The organism is Enterococcus hulanensis (assembly GCF_005405485.1).
GTDB lineage: Bacteria > Bacillota > Bacilli > Lactobacillales > Enterococcaceae > Enterococcus_A > Enterococcus_A hulanensis.
This window is the reverse complement of sequence record NZ_BJED01000013.1, coordinates 19298-37098: the sequence shown is the minus strand read 5'-3', so window position 1 is coordinate 37098 and position 17801 is coordinate 19298. Positions and strand designations below refer to the sequence as shown.

Below are 17801 nucleotides of genomic sequence, written 5' to 3'. Positions count from 1 at the left end.
ATCCCCCCTTAAAAGAAATCTCTAGAATTTACGTACTTTATTAACTGGAGGTAATGCTGATGAAACAAATCAAGGTTCGAAAAATCGGAAACTCGATCGGCGGAATTTTCCCTAAGGAGTGGGGGCTGCATGAAGGCGATGTGTTAAACGTTCGCAGAGAAGGAAATCTCTTTATTTTAGATGCGCAAGATGCTGCAAAAGAGCAGGATCGCCAACTGATTGAAGAAAGCTTCGCGGATTTTGAAACAAAAAACACCGTCACTGAATCAGAAATGACCGAGCTTTTCGGCAAATATGGTTGGGGCGAATAAATGGAACAGTATACACTCATTTACTCTGAATCTTTTAAGAAGAGTCTTCAAGCAAACATCTTCGAATGGCAAAACGAGCTGCTTCTGCCTGATGAAAAAATCCGCCAATTTGTTCAAGCGATTTATCACTCATTCAACCATTTGAAGCAATTTCCCGAAATGTATGAAAACGTCGCGGATAGATACGGCTTTGATCGTCCAACCTATCGGATTCTGATTGGAAAAAGTTTCGCGCTCTTCTACCGCATCAATCAAGAGGAACATACGATTTTAATCGGAGATATGTTCAAGCAAAAACAAATGAAGCTCCAGCTTAAAAAAACTATCACCGGTAAAGCTCAATAGCAGCTTTACCGATGATAGTTTTTTGTAGTATACAAATTATTTATTTAGGTAGTCCAATGCATTGTCGATTAAATGCTGCACGGTATCCTTCGGCATTACAGATAGAATGTCGGTGATTTGCGGTGCAGATTTGCTGTCGGTGAATACGACATTCAATGGCATATATAGTTTGCGGCCTTTTTGTGCGGTTTCTTTTTGAACAGTCGATAAGATCGCTGGGTAATCCACTGGTTCTGTCGCATTTTTTAATTCTGCTGACATCGCGGTCAAAATTTGTTTGACGCTTTCGCTATCAAATTCTGCCAAGTCGGTATAAGTGAAGGTCACTTGGTTGGCATTTTTGATAAACAAGATTTTTTCCATGAATGTCATTAAAGTCTTCGCTTCTGTGTGATAGATGTCCACGACTTTCTTCACAAAATCAAGATCGTTTTCGATCCCCATGACTTTTAATTGTTCCGCTACATCGGTTTCCGCAGCGTCGACTAGCAGCATGATCCGGCGTGTTAGTTCGTCTACAGAAGTTTTCTTGATGTATTCCGCGTTGGTCCAATCTAGTTTCTTTTGATCGAAGTAAGCAGGCGATGCTGACATTCGGTTGATATCATAAGCTTCGATCAATTCTTCGCGAGTGAACAATTCTTTTTCTCCGACAGGTGACCAGCCAAGAAAGGCAATAAAGTTCAATAGCGCTTCGTTCAAATAGCCATATTTACGGTATTGGCTGATGAATTGCAGCGTATTTTTATCCCGTTTACTCAATTTCTTGTGGGTATCCAAGCTATAGATCAGTGTGATATGACCGAATAGCGGTTGTGAGATACCTAGCGCTTCGTATACGGCGATTTGTTTTGGTGTATTGGCAATGTGGTCATCACCACGCAACACGTGTGTCATCTTCATTAGATAGTCATCAATAACTACGGCAAAGTTGTACGTTGCCATGCCGTTGCTTTTTTCAATGATGAAATCTCCGCCGATGTTGTCTGAATTAAATTCGACACGGCCTTTGATCATATCGTCCCAGCCATAAATGTGGTCTTCAGGCAAATGCAGACGAACAGTTGGTTTGCGGCCTTCTGCTTCGGCTTGTTTGATTTGTTCTTCACTTGCGCCATACCAGCGGCCATCATAATGAGGCGCGATTTTGGCTTCGATTTGTTGTTCATGTAATTCTTTTAGTTCTTCTTCTGTCGCATAGTCCTTATAAGCCAGACCTGCGTCTAATAATTGTTGTACGTATTTGTGATACAAGTTCACACGATCTTTTTGATGGTAAGGGGCAAATTCAACTTTCGGTTTATCCGGACCTTCGTCCCAGTCGATGCCTAACCAATGAAGATTTTCCATCTGGCTTTCTTCACCATGCGGAACATTTCTTTTCAAGTCAGTATCTTCGATTCGCAAAACCCAAGTGCCTTTATAATGTTTCGCAAACAGGTAGTTGAATAACGCCGATTGCGCATTTCCTAAATGTAAAAAACCTGTTGGACTTGGTGCGTATCTCACTCGTACGTCGCCGGTAACTTCTACTTTGTCTTTTTTCAATTTGATTCCCTCCAGTTATAGAAAGGCTTTACGAACTCGCTCAGCTTTTGAGCAACAAGACTTAAATTTTGATAAATTGTTCCTCAAATTTACCAAAATTTTCGCTTGTTGCCGAAAAAGCTCGTTCGTAAAGCCAGACAGCGAAAACTTGGTAATACAATGATTTTTTGTGAATCATTTATATTATCTTTCACAGTTTAAAAGCCCTAATAAACGAACTACTTTATTAGGGCTTTAATAACAGATGCTATTATAGGTTAAGATGCGTGATGAATCAAATGATTACTATTTAAGTCGTCGATTGCACGATGTAAGTCATCGATGAAATCATCACAGATAGCCATAGTCATAGCTGGACGAACGACGATCCGACTGATAGTTACATCGTCAAGATCTTTTGGAAGTGGATAAGCCGGTACTTGCCAGCCGTATTCCTTCAACTTGTCTTCTAAATCGTATAGATTCCAAGTTAATTCGATATTATCCGCAATTTTCCAGCAGTTGATTGGTAATTGTGAACCATCATTGATGATATCAAAAATACCTAGCGCCTTTAATTCTGTATTGATCCGTTTCGATACTTCTCTTACATTGTTCATGATGGCGGTGAATCCTTCACGTCCAAAACGAATCAAATTGTAATATTGAGCAACGATATGTGCTCCGCTGTGAGAGAAGTTAATAGCGATTGAATCTACGCTGCTGCCAAGGTAAGGAACAGAGAAACGCATTTCTGCTGGTAAATATTCTTCCGTATTTTCGCGCCAAACAATCCAGCCAATCCCAGGATATACCATCCCGTATTTATGCCCTGAAACATTGATTGATGCTACATTTTTCAAACGGAAGTCCCATGGTTTGAAACCATCAACAAATGGTGCGAAAAAGCCGCCAAATGCTGCGTCGACATGGATCTTAATTGGTAATTGTGCCGTTTTGTTGTATTCAGAAACAAGTTCATCTAATTTTTGAATATCGTCTACTTCGCCGGTGTAAGTAATCCCTTGGATACCTACGATACCAATGGTGTTTTCGTCCACATAATCCATCACGATGTCTGTGTTTAATGACATATGGTTTTCATCCATTGGAACTTCCCGCATCTCGACATTCCAGTACGTACAGAATTTTTCCCATACAACTTGGAATGCAGACATGATAACTAAGTTGGGTTTGTGTTCATGCAAGTTGTCGATATCCAGACCTGCTGCTTTGGCACGATGCTTCCAGCTGTGTAATAAAGCAAGTCCGCCTAGCATACAACCTTCTGAAGAACCAACTGTTGAAGTTCCGATGAAGTCTTTGTATAATTCTTTGCCTTCACCAATATTCCACATATGTGCAATCATACTAATTGAATAGTTTTCCATTGCTGTGGTTTTTGGATATTCTGATTTGTCAATCGCATTCGTTTCAAGTGATCCAAGCATTAAGCGGTCCGCTTGTGGTTCCATTTGAGTGGTACAAAATGTTGCCAAGTTTTGATCGGCCTTTGCTTCATTCAAGCGAATATGATTGACGAGCGTCTCGGCTGTGTCTGGGTTCATACCCTCATCAGGCAACACTTGTTTAGGCATGCTGCGAGCAGCTTCTTTACTTCCTAAAAATGAACTTTCTAAATAATCTGTACTCATGTTAAAGATCTCCTTAGTTAAGATATATTCTTCTCTTTGATTTAAAAATTCTTTTTAATGAACAGGGTGGTGCACATCGCTTCCTGATTTATCGTGATGATGCAAGGTCCAGTTGCCATGGAATAGATACATGATAAATGGAATGAAGAAAACGATAATGAACGCTGTTAATAGTAATGTCAGATACGTATGTTTTTGTTGCATATTGTAGGCAGCTGGCGGGAAGAATGTTACGACAAACCCGAAAGCTGATAAAACGAAACCTAGAACACCCATGATGACACGCATTACTTTTGATTTTGCTGCTCGGAACGTCCGATTCAAATCGTCGTGTTTGAACACCAATACTAAATAAGTAACGAACATCAGCATATACATTAAGGTATACAACGCAACGGTCAAACTCATCGCTGTTTGGAATGAAAGGTTTGATTTGTCTCCGCCGGCACCAAAGGTTAATAGTGCGGCCATGATAGAAACGATCACACCTTGCAAGATCATAACGTTGGTTTCAACGCCATAAGCATTCGTTTTAGCGAAACGTTCTGGTAAATAGCCTTCTTTAGCAGCTTCGTACATCCCAGCATTTGGTCCAACGACCCAGCTGCTGATTTCGCCGATAATCCCGATAGCAAGCAACAAACCAATCAAACGTTCAATAAAGACCACGTTAATCCATGGGAATTGTTGAACTAAAGCACCATAGGCATAAACAATCCCGGTACTTAATTGGATCTTAGCATTTGGAATTGTTGCACCGATTGAGATCGTTCCGATAATATCAGAAGCAATCGCACAAATCGCCAGCGCCATCATTACCTTAGGATAAACAGAAGGTTTCTTTAAATCTTTTACGTGAGTAGCTGATCCTTCAGCACCTGCAAAAGCTAAGATAAATGGAACAAATCCAACTAACACATTACCGCTCCAGCTTGATGGCAAGATTGTATGCGGATTGATTTTGATCAACATTGGATTGCCTTTCACCAAATACGTGATCGTTAAGAACAATAGTAGAAAGACTGGAATAATGACACCAATCGTAAAGCTCCATTGCGCGATTTTCCCAGTGATTTTTGTTCCTCGTTGTTGTGCGAAGATCAAGCCCCACAAGATAACCATCATAATGATGAATTTGAACAATGGATTAGTATTAATGACTGGAACATTGAAAGTGATCGATAAGCAGCCAATGATGAAATACATCATAGTACACATACCAACGGTGATATGAATCCATTGATAAAATAATGCCGACCAACCAAGACGTTCCCCTAACATGTGACGACCCCAAGTAAAGATTCCGCCCTTGCTCCAACCATCGACTGAAGCCATTTCACCAGCGGAACGAGTTACAGGAATAAACCATAAGATACCTGCTAAGAATAGGAAGAACAAAGCTGTTGGTCCTTGCTTAGCAAAAGCTGCAAATCCGTAGACCGTCATGACCATTGAAGTAGTCATTGAGAATAATTGAACACCAGTAAGCTGGTTATGCTCACTCAAAGAGGTGCTTTTCTCGTCGTTATTCATTTGTGACACATCCTTTAAATTCATTGCAATCGAAGTGCGCACTTCCGAACTACAGCCATCATATTAGCCCTAAAAAAATCAAAGTCAAACCAAGTTCCAGCCCTCTATTAGAAGGTTTATTAAAATATATCCTGCCATCATAATGGAAGAAACCCTTTATTCATCCCCACTTTCTCTTTTCACTTGCACGAAATAAAAACGTTTTTTAAGAAAAAAAGCAGCAGGTCTAAATTGTGCACAAAATCACCGCAAAGTTTTGGAAGAGAACTGTCAATTTCTTAGCAAATGATAATCCTTCACAAATAAAGCGTGCGCAAAAAAGAAGACTCGCACGCATCTTTAAATCAACTTTCACATAGTAACCAGTCTATCTTTAATGATGAGCGCTTATACTGTTGACCTTGAAGGATACCTGTGTGCCAGTTTTACTTATTGCAGTGGTAAAACGGCGAACACACAAAATCAATTCCTTATGATGAAAGAGAAGTGTGAATGCATGAGCATCGATCTATTGTTAGATTTTGAAAGTCAGGCGCTTTTTTCTATTTTTACCTATTTAAAAGAAAATCCCGGTTTTCACGATATCAATGAAATCTCAGAACAAGTCGGTTTTGAGAAACGTACCACATCAAAATACTTAGAACGTCTATCGGTACTTTCCAATGAAGTGCTGAAAAAAATCGGCGTTGTTCCACTCACCACCTCAGAACGAAATTATCAAATCACTCAAACCAACTATGCTGCAAACAAAGAATTGTCCTTGGCTATCTACCACATCTCAATGAAAATTGATTTGGTGGAAAGTTTGCTGCTGATTAAAGAAAATACAATGGATTCTTTGATGGATAAATATAACCTGAGTTATTCCACACTGAAAAAAGATGTTTACGAGGTACGGGATTATCTTAAAGAGGCCAATATCGACCTTCATATTAGAAGCGGGGAGCTGGTGTTGTCTGGACTTGAGCCTACGATTCGGCTGTTCTTCTTGAGCTTTTTTTGGCAGCTGTATGGTGGTTATGGTCAGCCCTTTAATATTGAGAACTCGCCAGAGAAGAATTTTATTTTTGAAAAGCTTAGTTTTTTACTATCAGACCAAATCGATCCGATCACCAAAGTTCAATACGACTATTTAGTGGATATCACACTGATCCGCTACCAATCTGATCATAGGATCGAAAATAATGAACTGCCTGTCGAATCAATTTTGATTGGAACTAAATTCGTGCAGCATTTTCATTTTATTACGGAAGAAAATGTTTCTGCCTACACGAATTTTAAAGATGAGCTTTATTTCATGCTCTTATTTTTACAATCTAAAATGGTCTTTTATCGCAACAATACCTTCTTCCAAGAGATGAAGAAATATCACAAAGAGATTGATTCAAATATTTATCAAGCCAATCAGTTCTTCATTCAAAATATTGGGTTGCTCTTCAACCAATTCCAATTCGATTACGACGAATTAGAGAAGGAACTGTATGTCATTCATACACGCTTGTTGTTCAAAAGCTTCTATAACTATGTACCGATCGGTGAACATTACAATCTTTATCCCGAAGACATGGCGATCGTCCAAAAAAATCTTCGCTGCCGTTTCGAGAGCATTTGTCAGCGCAATAGCCTGATCTATTCACAGCTTGACTATGCGATCTTTCTCTACGCAGCGTTAAGCATCGCTAATGAATTTATGACGGAATACGAATTATCGATTTTTATCGACGATTCAAAAGGCGAGTTCAATTCTATTTGGCTAAAAAAATTCTTTATAAAAAGTACCGGCGGGTTAGTCAAACTAAACTTTGTTGATCCTAACCGCTTTTTACTAGCAGACGAATCAGTCGATCTGATTATCAGCACCAATAAGTTTTTCCCGATCGAAAACAGCCGCAACAAACCGATCCTCTTTTTAGAATGCAAAGACAAATACGAAGACCTGAAAAACTTCCAAGCAATGGTTCGAAAAATCATGATCCAAAAAAATAAGCAGCTGCAAACAAACTAAAATCACGCACGCTTTTTAAACAAAAATCGAACTTTTCACCAATTTTGAGAAAATATTTCTGCTCACGTACCTTGAATGAACGCAGTGCTCCTGAACAAAAAATAAAATCATGCTATACTACCCACAGTTAGTTTCTCTTTCCAAAATCAAACTAACTGAATGAACGAGACGATCGACCGACATATTCGATCGTCTTTGTCAGTTCTGCTTTTTGCAGTATATTAGGTTTGAGAGTGAAATATTTTTTTAAACAATTCATTGAACAAGATGTTTAGCAGAATGATAGGCGTGGCGTCAATATATACATTTTTCGCGTTTTTCGAAAAATGTATCCTTACTTTCAAGCTAGCTGTCAGTTCTGCTTTTCGCAGTATGTTAAGTTTGAGGGTGAAATATTTTTTTAAACAATTCATTGAACAAGATGTTTAGCAGAATGATAGGCGTGGCGTCAATATATACATTTTTTGCGTTTTTCGAAAAATGTATCCTTACTTTCAAGCTAGCTGTCAGTTCTGCTTTTTACAGCATATTAAGTTTGAGGGTGAAATAAATTCTTTTGACCAACTCATTGATCAAGTTGTTTAGCAGAATGATATGGCGACGAAGAGTAGTATAAATTTTGCCAAAAATTTATTTCCTTTGTCCTTTGAGTCGTCTGCGATTTTTTTATGTATTTAATTAGCGCTCATCAATCCACAACAAAAACCCCTCTTAGAATAAATTCTAAGAGGGGTTTTCACCAGTATCAAAATTTGATAGAAAGGTTCTTCGTCCACTAAGCTTCTTTCCGACACCCTGAAATCCGACAGGTGACTTACGTCTTTGTGCCTCTGGTATCGAAGGATCATTAATTACAGATCCACTCGACTCGTCGCATGAGACAAACTATAGCACATCCGCTTAGCCTTTGACAATCATTTTTGATTGTTCTTATAAATTGCTTCCGTGATCGCCACTGTTTTTAACGTTAATTCCTTCGTTACGATCGGACTTTCCAACAGACCTTGCTTCAAGCACTCGTTTACATGCTCGACTTCAAAAACAAATTCACTCTTTTGGTCACTGTACAACGTTTCCTTGCGTCCGTCACTATATTCAATCTCCGCGGTATCCGTCTTCCAAAAATCAGGAACGACGATTTTGCCTTTTTCGCCATAAATGATTATCCGTTTCGGCAAATCCAGATCAACCGTCAAAAAGATCGTGCCCAGCACACCATTGGGAAAGCGCAAAGTTGCTTGCGCCTGCGCATCAGATTGTCCTGCTGGAAAAGTCAGTGTACCCTTGAACTCCTCCGGCAAAGCACCTAATAAATGCTGCATGTATTCCAACGGATACGTTCCGGCACCTCGGAAAACACCGCCGCCCGCAGATAAATCGCGGAACCATGAAATATGATCGATATTAGGATACGCCGTCACGGAGTCTAACCAGTGTACTATACCGATTTTTCCTGCTTGAATGATCCGCTGGATTTGATCGGTGATCGGTAAAAAGAGGGCCTTTTGCGCTTCCATCAAGAATAGCTCACGTTCTTTGGCGATCGCAAACAATTCCTCCGCCTGTGCCAGCGTCATGGTAAAGGGCTTTTCCAATAAAACATGCTTATTATTCATCAAGGCCAATTTTGCGGCATCGTAATGGCCTTTATTGTAGACCGCCACATAGACGATATCGACGTCTTCGCTTTGGCATAATTCCTCGTAACTGCCGAATGCCTGAGGAATGTCCAGCTCCTGCGCCACTTTCTCAGCCTTTTCAATCCCCCGTGAAGCGATCGCAGTCACGACTCCGTCTTTGCTTTCTTTGACTCCGGCCACAAAACGCGGAACCACTTGGGCTGTACTTAAAATTCCGTAACGAATCATTCTTATTTCCTCCTAATTCGACAATTAAGGAACTGATTTAAACAATCAGTCCCCATCGTTTTTTATATTCTTACTATTATTAAAGACCCGCGATCGTTTTATTCAAAACGAACAAGCAGAAGTAGCCATACGCTCCCACAGACCAAAGCTTAAAGATCAAAATGATCTTCAAATACTCGCGAAACGAAAGGTCGGTCATTCCCGCGACTAGACAAGTCAGGTCGTCAGGCAAGAATGGGAAGATAAAACAGATGATCAATAATTTTTTGATGTCCTGCGTATGATCCTGTAAAGCGGCTTCAAATTTTTGAAAATTCTTCTCAGACAAAACAAGACGGGCAAACTTGGGGCCGAAGCGCCGTACTAATAAAAATAGCCCGATTTCTCCAACCACCAGTCCAATATAACTATAGATAATCCCAGGAATATTGCCAAACATCAGCATTCCCACGATCGTCGCAAAACCACCCGGCAGAAAAGGAATGATCGGCTGGATCGCCTGCACGACGATAAACGCTGCAATAGCAAAATTACCAAAGTTCTTGATAAAATGCTGCAGGTCCGCCACTGAACGGAACATACCGGAGTGTCGCGTATAAATCAAGATAAGAATAAACGCTGCTAAACCAATGACAGGTAAAATTTGAATTACTTTTTGCTGCCACGGTGCACGCGAATGTGATTTTTGTGCCATCCTTCCCCTCCTATCAAGTGCCTAAATGAATTCTGCCTACTATTTTTTAATTAAGAAGTCTGCTTTATTGGTAAAACTCGCCGATTTGATCAACATACGGCAATGATTCTTTCAATGGATAAACGACAAAATCATGCATCATGCCTTCCACTACTTCCAAACGCATCGTCGTCCCCTGACTGCGCTTGATCCGATCTCTTAGGCGCAGCACGTCCGGATACAATATCTCATCCGTTCCTGCTACTACTAATAAATCACCCAGATTATCAAAATTCCCATAAATCGGGGAAACCAGCGGATCTGTCAAAGGCAGCTCACCGGCATAGTTCTCGCCTGCTTCTGCTAATAAATCTTTTTCTAATAATACATCTTTTTCTTGAAGTTCCTGTGATCGCGGATCGCTTAAAGAAGCATCCAGCCAAGGTGATGCCAAGGCTATTTTTTTAGGACGTTTAGGCAAATCAATATTCCGCAAATGCTGCGCCAAACTCATCGCTAAACCGCCCCCTGCTGAATCACCAAACAAGAAAAAGCAGTCATCCGGATATAAATAAGTTAATTGTTTAAAGGCCCGCTCCGTCAACGGTACGGTTTTGTCTGCCGTATTTTCTGGCGCTAACGGATAATCAAAATAACTGACCTTTAGATTATAACGCTTCACAAACCGTTCTTGAATCTCTTTATGAAACGGTGACGCCTCCAACGCATAACCGCCCCCATGCAAATAGAACACATGACGCCTCGTTGGATGACCAGGAAATAACGTAATCAGCTGATGTCCGTCGATCTCCGTGATCTTTTGCGGGATATCCGTTTGCGAAAGCCTGCGATTAACCAAGCGGCGCCTCTTTGGCGGATCGACCATCGTCGCTCCTACAAGTTTTTTCATATTGATTACTTTAAACACGTTTTTTACAAATTTCGCTGAATAGCGCATCGCTGTATCCTCTAAATATTTCCCACATCGTCGCATAGAATTCGACTTTTCATGCTACAATAGATAAGGTAGACTATCGCAGTCTGCCACTTAAGCATAACGGAATCTGGAGGAGGTGTCCACAATCACAAAACCGAATCGCGAATACCTTTACGATAATATTCGCGGCATCTTGATTTTGCTCGTGGTCTTGGGACACGCATTGGAATATTTTCGTTTAGATAACAAGGTCGGAGAATTTATTTACGTCTTTATCTACCTATTCCACATGCCTGTATTTATCTTTATTTCTGGCTATTTTTCAAAAAATTTAGCAAAGGGCCGCTCCACTGCGGTAGAAACCTTTTTAGTGCCTTATCTGCTGTTAAATATGATCTTAACGCTTATCATGTTGGCAATTGGTAAAATCGATCAATTCATGATTTTGAGCCCAGGCTGGACCCTTTGGTATTTATATTGTATGTTTATCTGGCGTTTATTGCTACCAGACCTCGTAAAAGTACGAAGAATCTTAATTTTGAGTTTTATTGTTGGAATATTCTCCGGCTTTTTAACCGAGTTCGGTACGTATATGGCAATGGCTCGAACATTAGGTTTTCTGCCCTATTTCTTAGCAGGCTATTTCACGACACCAGAGCATGTCGCGCGAATTCGCAAAGTTCCCTTTAGAAAGACGATCAGCTTCGGCATCATCATTTTCGCGATCGTCAACGCCTATTTTTGGACCAAAAACAATTTGCCGCCAGAGCTTTTATGGCGAGATCGGGCCTACGCTTTCTTTCCCGTTCCGCTGCTGCAAAAAATATTGACGATCGTCTTTTTATACGGAATCGGATTTGCGTTTATCTTCGTCTTTCTTGCCCTCGTCAATAATAAACCACATTTTTTTACAGCATGGGGACAGCGCACCTTAGCGATATACCTGCTGCATGTTTATCTCGTGGCACCATTAGTAGAGTTCACACAATTTGAAAAAGACCCGCTGATTCATTTGATTCTTTTAGTGGCCGGCAGCGTCTTTATTACTTATCTGCTGTCACGTCCCAAAGTCACCGAAACTCTGCAAAAAACAATTGCCCGAATATTGCATTTTATTATGCCAAACAAAAACGGCGACTCGTCATGAGCCGCCGTTTTTTTCTATTCAAAGCTGCTTTCAGTTAAGCACGCTGTATATATTTCTTTGACTGCCGCTTCATCCAATGGGACAAAGGCATCTGTTTTGATGGTACTGTGAGCCACCGCTTGTTTGGCCATTTCATCAAATTTTTCTTCATCGATGCCGACTTCCGGTAAAGTCATTGGGATACCGCAGGCCTTGAAGTAATCGTATAATTTTTGAATCCCGATTCGCGCTGCCAACATGGGAACTTTTTCTTCGACATTCCAAACATTCCAGGCGAAGTGGGCAAATTTATCGACGGTTTCATCATTCAATGAATACTCCATCCAACGCGGTGTCAAAATTGCTAAACCGACACCGTGCGTAATATCGTAAAAAGCACTCAACTCATGCTCCATCGGATGACAAGACCAAGCACCCGGTTTGCCGTTGCCAGTTAGTCCGTTCAAGGCTAACGTGCTGGCCCACATCAAGTTCGCCCGTGCATCATAATCCTCTGGATATTTCAAAGCAATCGGACAGTTCTTGATAACCGAACGCATCAAGCCTTCTGAAACAGAATCTTGGACATCGGTTCCTTCCGTGCGTTTGAAATAATTTTCAATCAAGTGGCTCATAATATCCGCAGAGCCAGCCGCTGTTTGATATTTGTTCACGCTGAAGGTATTTTGCGGATCTAAGAAGGAAACTTTCGGCAACATCGCTTTACTGCCGGTTCCTAATTTTTGATGCGTTGAAAGGTTAGAGATCACCGCACCGCTGTTCATTTCACTGCCTGTCGCAGCAAGCGTCAAGATCGTCACTAACGGTAATGCACCGCCTTGATATTTGCGACGTTGTAAAACCAGATCCCAAGCATCGCCGTCAAATTTTGTGGCAGCCGCTACGACCTTGGCACAGTCAATCGTAGAACCTCCGCCGACTGCTAGGATCACATCGATATTTTCCTCGCGACAAATTTTCGCCCCGCGGCGAACCGTTTCGATCCGCGGATTTGGTTCCACGCCAGCTAATTCAAAGACTTCATTGCCGTTGGCCTCCAGCTGCTCCATCACTTTATCGTATAAACCGATTTTCTTGATGCTGCCGCCGCCATACACGATCAACACTCGCTTACCGAATTGATTCAGCACTTCTGGCAATTCAGCCAAACGATCTTTCCCGAAACGAATATCCGTTGTTACATGAAAATCAAAATTCTCCATTAACATTTCCTCCCTGTTTACTTCTATCCATTTATCATAAGCCAAAGTTTTCCAGAAAGAAACTAACTTCCCTCATTTTCTCCCGTTTTAATTTGCCGCTTTCAATCGTTAGCCGCCTAAACTGTCCGCAAAAAATGCTGTGATCTGATCCATCGTAGCAATCTGAACAAAATGCCGCTCCTTCGCACTGACAAAAGTAAGATTGTCCTGCGGATTTGCTTTGATAAAATCAGCAGTATGCTGGTAAGGAACTTTTTCATCCTCCGTCCCATGCCAGAAAAATACAGGACGCCCCGCTACTTTTTCAGGAGCTAAAGACAGATCATATCCTTCCAGCCAAGAGGTCAGCTGCCGATAATCCTTCGGCAAATAAAAACCTAATTCCCCCGCATGCATACTGATGCGATCACGATACTTAATCGGTGCAGGCGACCCCATCACACAAGCCGCCACATCAATCTCCGGATGCTGCGTCAACAACATGCAGGTGGTGATCCCGCCCATTGAGATACCGCCAACACCAATTTTCCCCATCACTAAACCAAGATTTTCAAAATAATCCACCAAATAACCAAACTCATACAAATTCGTTTGAATACTATCCCAAAAAGTCAGCGATGGAATCTCCGAAGTCTTCGTCTTCCTTTCCCCATGATTCGCCGCATCCGGCAACAACACACGAAAATTCTCCGCCGCCAATTTCCGCCCCTGCGTCAACACCAGCTCCTTGGCCGTCTGCCAACCATGATAATAAATAATCAGCGGCAGCGGTTCATAAATTTTATCCTCTGCCACGACCTCCAGCAATGGAATATTGCCTATCGTGCGCTTTCGAACAGCAACTTTCATTCTTTGGCTCCTTCATTAATTTTCTTCTATTATAATGAACCTTAAAGAATTAGACAAAAAAACTGAATAGTGTAAGCTTTGCAACAGCAAGAGGCCCAAACTGTTCAGTTCTATTTTTTTTACTACGTGTGGGATAAAAGATGTTTTTCTAATTTATCCTTATACGTTATGATAAATTCTGAAACCACAAAACTCAAAATAAGAGAAACAGTAAATAATGGAATGCCTTGAATCACCTTAGGTCTAAAGAAATATTTTATTGTTTCAATAAAAAACGGATTTATTAAAAACAAATATCTCGAGAGTACTCTAAAATGCGTACAATTCATTTTTTTCAGCTTTTCTGAATGTACAAGGAGAGAGAGTAGGAAAAAGATAAGTGGGATTGTGCTGATAAGAAAATTTTTATCATCTCCTGGATTTTTGTAAATAACCAACCCTTCTATGAATAGTAACAAACTGCTGCAAGTAATTTTTAAAGGCAACCAATTTCTTGATAGGGGATCATTTCTCTTATCGGATAAAAGAAAACCTAGCACTATATATACGAATGCGAAAAACAAGCCATTTCTTGTAGTGAAGAAAAGATGATGATATTCTTCATAAATGTTGCCAATAAAAGTATTAGCTAAATAGCTAGAATACGTTTCGCAAGCTCCAAAGCAAAATAGAAAAAAAGATACTATGAATGTTGCAGATTGAGAATATCTCTCCTGCATTTTTTTTGATAGAAATAATCCTAAAAATAAGGCTGGATAGTACCACAAATGGTAACAAATTCCAAAACTCAGAAAACCTATAGCAGCTGCTGGCAAATATAGTGTATGAGGCACTCCGACAAGTTTGATAAAATAAAGCCCGTACGGAATATAAAAGATACTCCAACAAAGATAAGTTTTGAAATGTCTCTTGAAGTAAATAGTTGAATAGTGATTATCCCTCTTAGTATGTTCGCGAAAGAAGAATCCAGATGACACAAAAAAAAGCGGTACAGCTATACGACAAAGCATATTTTTTAAAAAGAAATGTAAGGGTTCGTATTGAAATAACTTGCCACAATGTACTAAAACAATTAGAACTGTTGCACAAAACTGAGCAATGTCTAGCAATGGATAATTTTCTTTTTTCATATTACTCAAATCCTTATTTAAAAGTTCCCGTAGTTAAAGAATTTATTTGTTGCTATCTAACCATCCCTTGCATAGTCATCTTATTAAACCTTTAAACTCAAATACCACTAAATGTAAAAAGATGCTATTAAAACTTCATTTATTTAATTTCTCTAATAAATTACTTGTTCCGAACTTTCCAAATCATATCTGATGTAAACTTAACTCAGAAATAAAAATAGGGGATCTCAATTATGGCTATTTATATTCTTGAAGACAATATTTTCCAAGCTAGAACGATGGAAATTTTAGTTTCAAATGTGATCGAGAAAGAAGATTCCTATGATACTAATCAAAAAATAAAAGTGTTCCATAAAACAAATGAGTTAATAGATGATGTTTCCTGCTGCTCAGAGTCATATAATCTTTACTTTCTTGATTTAAAAATAAAAAATGACGAAATCGCAGGCTTTCTTACGGCTAAAAGAATCAGAGAACGCGAAAATAACTCACTAATTTGCTTCGTTACCAGTTACAAAGAATTAGCATTGACCTCATATGATTATGGTTTATCAGCTTACGCCTATATTGTAAAAGACTCTACTGAATCAAAATTTATAGAACAACTTAAAAATTGTATCAGTGCCTATTCAATAAACACCCCCTCGGACAATGAAGATTCATTCATTTTTGAATCAAAAAATATTAAGATTTCTTGCCCTTTTAAAGAACTACTCTTTATCACCCCTGTTTCCCCCCACAAACTATTAATAAAGACCAGTACAAAAGAAATTTACGCACATGGCTCTCTAAAAAATTTCGATTTTTTGGATGATCGTCTTATTCGATGTCATCAATCTTTTATAATAAACATCACAAAAATCAAATATATTGAAAAAAGCAAAAAAGAAGCCGTGATTGATGAGAACATTTCAATTCCTATCTCTCGGAAAAAATCTCATGAGCTACGAGAAGCTTTAGACAATCATTGGAAAAAATGACGTTTGATGAACACTTTTTGAAACTACGTCACAAAGAATCAATAAAGACAATAAAATTGAAAATGAGTCTTATTCTTATCTTTTTGAATTATCAATGTCTATTTAAAGATTTTGATATTCTGAAGCATGGGATTATTATTGATGTTTTGATGAAGTTTTTTATAGCTGTCTTTATCAAATAAAATAGTCAAAGGAGAGTTTCTTGATGGAATGGAAAAGTCTTTTACAAGAAAAAATAATTCTACGTGTCTGTGTCTGGCCTTCTCTGGTACATTCTCCAAAAAAAAATATTATAAAGGCGAAGAAAAATGATTGAAGCTGCACTGTCTACTTTTTGTGTGATCATGTCCTCACTCATTCTCTTCAAATCAACAAATCCAATCAAACCACGGCTATTGATACTCCTGGGTTTGATTGGATTTGCTCTTATTTGGGTAAGTTCTTTTACTTTTTTAGTAGTGTTTTCAAATATGATACTCGTATTTTTCTTAATCCTTGTTGGAAAGTTATATAATAGATCACTCGATTTTTGGCATTCTATTTACGGTCCTTTTATATCAGTTATGATCACCTCTATCATCAACTTTATCATTTATTTTTTTATGAGTATTTGTTTTAAATTGACGTTAGCTCTCGTCGTATCTTCTCTTGTTACTTTGATCATTACAATCCTATTATCAAAATCAGATAAGTTTCAATCATTATATTATCTTGATTTGAATCCACTCGGTGTTTCAATTGTTGTTATAGGCGTTTTAATTCTTTTTTTATTTATGCATTCGGTTTCTTCAAATAACTTGATTCTTTTTTATTTAATTAATTTTTTGATCATTTTACTTCTCGTGTATAGACTTGCAGAATATCACGAAAAAAAGAAATACCGTGAAGAATCTTATGAAATGTTGGTTCACTATTCCGAACAACTTGAAGAACTGAACAATGAACTTTCTACATTTAAACATGATTATATTAATCTATTACTTACGCTAAAAAAAAGTATAGATAGTAATAATCAAAAGGAAACTCAAGAAATATTTTACACAGCAATATTACCTAGTAAGTACATTATTTCTGATACAAACAGTAACTTGGAAAAATATAAGCACTTGAAAATAGTTGAGCTAAAAAATTTGATACTCACTAAAGAACTTGAAGCAAACCAGTTAGATATAAAAATGAATATACGAGTAATTGGTGACCTCGACAGAGTTGGTATTCCCCTAATTGACCTAATCAGAATTGTTTCTGTACTAATCGATAATGCCGTTCAAGCAGCACATCAATCAAAGGGTGATAAAAAAATCAGTGTTTGCATCACAAAAATTGAAAACGAGATTACAATCACTGTAAGCAATTCGATTAAGGGGCTTGAAATTGATCAAACGAAAATATTTGAAAAAAAATACTCAACTACTCATGATAACAATAGGGGAGTGGGTCTCTTTTCTTTAAAACGAATTGTTAATAAGTACCCTTCTGTCAATCTAATTACCGAGTTTAAAGAAGACTTAATTTATCAATCTATCGTCATTTATAATCAGACCGAATCTTGAAATACAATTACATTTTAGAGTATTCATCTTTTAACTAGAATGAAAAGACGATACAGAATATCAGAAAACTGCCATTCTGTATCGCC

Annotated in this window: 15 protein-coding genes; 6 read left to right on the top strand and 9 right to left on the bottom strand. The window is 38.8% G+C overall.

All coding sequences use genetic code 11. The annotated features are described in order from the left end of the window. Positions 1-59 precede the first annotated feature (59 nt). Both FFR60_RS14465 and FFR60_RS14460 read left to right on the top strand, forming a co-directional pair. Positions 60-311, top strand: coding sequence for an AbrB/MazE/SpoVT family DNA-binding domain-containing protein (locus FFR60_RS14465; protein ID WP_137664705.1), 252 nt, complete (start codon positions 60-62; stop codon positions 309-311). Continuing rightward, positions 312-656, top strand: coding sequence for a type II toxin-antitoxin system RelE/ParE family toxin (locus FFR60_RS14460; RefSeq protein ID WP_137664704.1), 345 nt, complete (start codon positions 312-314; stop codon positions 654-656). It begins immediately after the preceding gene. 36 nt (positions 657-692) lie between these two features. On the opposite strand, the gene gltX is transcribed toward FFR60_RS14460, so the two are convergent. The 3 genes from gltX to FFR60_RS14445 all read right to left on the bottom strand — a co-directional run bounded on the left by gltX (position 693) and on the right by FFR60_RS14445 (position 5371). Next, complete coding sequence (gene gltX, locus FFR60_RS14455; protein ID WP_137664703.1) at positions 693-2204, bottom strand: glutamate--tRNA ligase; 1512 nt, start codon at positions 2202-2204, stop codon at positions 693-695. A 257-nt stretch (positions 2205-2461) separates the two neighbouring features. Beyond that, on the bottom strand, positions 2462-3838 hold the full coding sequence (gene gad, locus FFR60_RS14450) for a glutamate decarboxylase (protein ID WP_088933715.1): 1377 nt from the start codon (positions 3836-3838) through the stop codon (positions 2462-2464). Between the two features lie 54 nt (positions 3839-3892). Then, positions 3893-5371, bottom strand: coding sequence for an amino acid permease (locus tag FFR60_RS14445; RefSeq protein ID WP_088933716.1), 1479 nt, complete (start codon positions 5369-5371; stop codon positions 3893-3895). Between the two features lie 496 nt (positions 5372-5867). Between FFR60_RS14445 and FFR60_RS14440 the strand changes: the two genes are divergently transcribed. After that, complete coding sequence (locus tag FFR60_RS14440; RefSeq protein ID WP_137664702.1) at positions 5868-7376, top strand: helix-turn-helix domain-containing protein; 1509 nt, start codon at positions 5868-5870, stop codon at positions 7374-7376. A 914-nt stretch (positions 7377-8290) separates the two neighbouring features. Here the strand turns inward: FFR60_RS14440 and FFR60_RS14435 are convergent. The 3 genes from FFR60_RS14435 to FFR60_RS14425 form a co-directional block, all read right to left on the bottom strand. Further along, the gene (locus FFR60_RS14435) at positions 8291-9244 is read right to left on the bottom strand and encodes a Gfo/Idh/MocA family protein (protein WP_137664701.1); all 954 of its coding nucleotides are present in this window, start codon (positions 9242-9244) and stop codon (positions 8291-8293) included. A gap of 79 nt (positions 9245-9323) precedes the next feature. Beyond that, a complete protein-coding gene (locus FFR60_RS14430; protein WP_137664700.1) occupies positions 9324-9938 on the bottom strand; it encodes a TVP38/TMEM64 family protein in 615 nt (204 codons plus the stop codon). A 64-nt stretch (positions 9939-10002) separates the two neighbouring features. Next, positions 10003-10875, bottom strand: coding sequence for an alpha/beta hydrolase fold domain-containing protein (locus tag FFR60_RS14425; RefSeq protein WP_088933720.1), 873 nt, complete (start codon positions 10873-10875; stop codon positions 10003-10005). A 115-nt stretch (positions 10876-10990) separates the two neighbouring features. Between FFR60_RS14425 and FFR60_RS14420 the strand changes: the two genes are divergently transcribed. Next, entirely contained in the window at positions 10991-12001 is a 1011-nt protein-coding gene (locus FFR60_RS14420) for an acyltransferase family protein (RefSeq protein WP_088933721.1), read from the top strand. Positions 12002-12015: 14 nt separating this feature from the next. On the opposite strand, the gene FFR60_RS14415 is transcribed toward FFR60_RS14420, so the two are convergent. The 3 genes from FFR60_RS14415 to FFR60_RS14405 form a co-directional block, all read right to left on the bottom strand. Further along, complete coding sequence (locus tag FFR60_RS14415; RefSeq protein WP_137664699.1) at positions 12016-13203, bottom strand: iron-containing alcohol dehydrogenase; 1188 nt, start codon at positions 13201-13203, stop codon at positions 12016-12018. A 108-nt stretch (positions 13204-13311) separates the two neighbouring features. Then, a complete protein-coding gene (locus tag FFR60_RS14410) occupies positions 13312-14052 on the bottom strand; it encodes an alpha/beta fold hydrolase (RefSeq protein WP_137664698.1) in 741 nt (246 codons plus the stop codon). A gap of 122 nt (positions 14053-14174) precedes the next feature. After that, positions 14175-15182 (bottom strand): acyltransferase family protein, encoded by a 1008-nt coding sequence (locus FFR60_RS14405; RefSeq protein WP_137664697.1) that lies wholly within the window; start codon positions 15180-15182, stop codon positions 14175-14177. 233 nt (positions 15183-15415) lie between these two features. On the opposite strand from FFR60_RS14405, the gene FFR60_RS14400 reads away from it, so the two are divergent. Continuing rightward, positions 15416-16162, top strand: coding sequence for a LytR/AlgR family response regulator transcription factor (locus FFR60_RS14400; protein WP_137664696.1), 747 nt, complete (start codon positions 15416-15418; stop codon positions 16160-16162). A gap of 308 nt (positions 16163-16470) precedes the next feature. Continuing rightward, positions 16471-17715 (top strand): sensor histidine kinase, encoded by a 1245-nt coding sequence (locus tag FFR60_RS14395; RefSeq protein WP_137664695.1) that lies wholly within the window; start codon positions 16471-16473, stop codon positions 17713-17715. Positions 17716-17801: the final 86 nt, after the last annotated feature.

What these genes read in the sequence shown, in the direction of transcription:
- FFR60_RS14395 (WP_137664695.1), top strand. Translation starts at nt 16,471, where the DNA reads ATGATTGAAGCTGCACTGTCTACTTTTTGTGTGATCATGTCCTCACTC.
- FFR60_RS14405 (WP_137664697.1), bottom strand. Translation starts at nt 15,182, where the DNA reads ATGAAAAAAGAAAATTATCCATTGCTAGACATTGCTCAGTTTTGTGCA.
- FFR60_RS14465 (WP_137664705.1), top strand. Translation starts at nt 60, where the DNA reads ATGAAACAAATCAAGGTTCGAAAAATCGGAAACTCGATCGGCGGAATT.
- FFR60_RS14415 (WP_137664699.1), bottom strand. Translation starts at nt 13,203, where the DNA reads ATGGAGAATTTTGATTTTCATGTAACAACGGATATTCGTTTCGGGAAA.
- FFR60_RS14435 (WP_137664701.1), bottom strand. Translation starts at nt 9,244, where the DNA reads ATGATTCGTTACGGAATTTTAAGTACAGCCCAAGTGGTTCCGCGTTTT.
- gad (WP_088933715.1), bottom strand. Translation starts at nt 3,838, where the DNA reads ATGAGTACAGATTATTTAGAAAGTTCATTTTTAGGAAGTAAAGAAGCT.
- FFR60_RS14430 (WP_137664700.1), bottom strand. Translation starts at nt 9,938, where the DNA reads ATGGCACAAAAATCACATTCGCGTGCACCGTGGCAGCAAAAAGTAATT.
- FFR60_RS14425 (WP_088933720.1), bottom strand. Translation starts at nt 10,875, where the DNA reads ATGCGCTATTCAGCGAAATTTGTAAAAAACGTGTTTAAAGTAATCAAT.
- FFR60_RS14400 (WP_137664696.1), top strand. Translation starts at nt 15,416, where the DNA reads ATGGCTATTTATATTCTTGAAGACAATATTTTCCAAGCTAGAACGATG.
- FFR60_RS14410 (WP_137664698.1), bottom strand. Translation starts at nt 14,052, where the DNA reads ATGAAAGTTGCTGTTCGAAAGCGCACGATAGGCAATATTCCATTGCTG.
- FFR60_RS14460 (WP_137664704.1), top strand. Translation starts at nt 312, where the DNA reads ATGGAACAGTATACACTCATTTACTCTGAATCTTTTAAGAAGAGTCTT.
- FFR60_RS14445 (WP_088933716.1), bottom strand. Translation starts at nt 5,371, where the DNA reads ATGAATAACGACGAGAAAAGCACCTCTTTGAGTGAGCATAACCAGCTT.
- FFR60_RS14440 (WP_137664702.1), top strand. Translation starts at nt 5,868, where the DNA reads ATGAGCATCGATCTATTGTTAGATTTTGAAAGTCAGGCGCTTTTTTCT.